At 52.8% G+C, this 248-nt stretch carries 1 pseudogene; it reads left to right on the top strand.

The features are described from left to right. A pseudogene (locus FCK22_RS19180) lies at positions 1-248 on the top strand (hypothetical protein); the annotation flags it as partial.

Raw genomic sequence — 248 nt, 5'->3', positions numbered from 1 at the left:
GGAAACCGGCAGCCCCATCATTCGGAGATTTTTTTCTGGTGGATCAGAGATTTGACTTACTGGGTGACCCTATCCCTGAGGGGCGCGGTGGTCCGGGTCGAACCGGTCATATCGCCACTTCAAAAAATGCGAGCAAGATCAGAGCTTTGCTGGTCGCGGGTTTGAACAACTCACAGATCGCGCGGGAACTGGGCATCAGCGTACCCACACTGAGGAAGCATTATTTTCAAAGTGGGAAAATCAAGGCC

This window comes from Sulfitobacter sp. 15WGC (assembly GCF_005068605.1).
GTDB lineage: Bacteria > Pseudomonadota > Alphaproteobacteria > Rhodobacterales > Rhodobacteraceae > Sulfitobacter > Sulfitobacter faviae.
The sequence above is the reverse complement of the archived record's forward strand: the minus strand, read 5'-3'. Positions and strand labels throughout refer to the sequence as shown.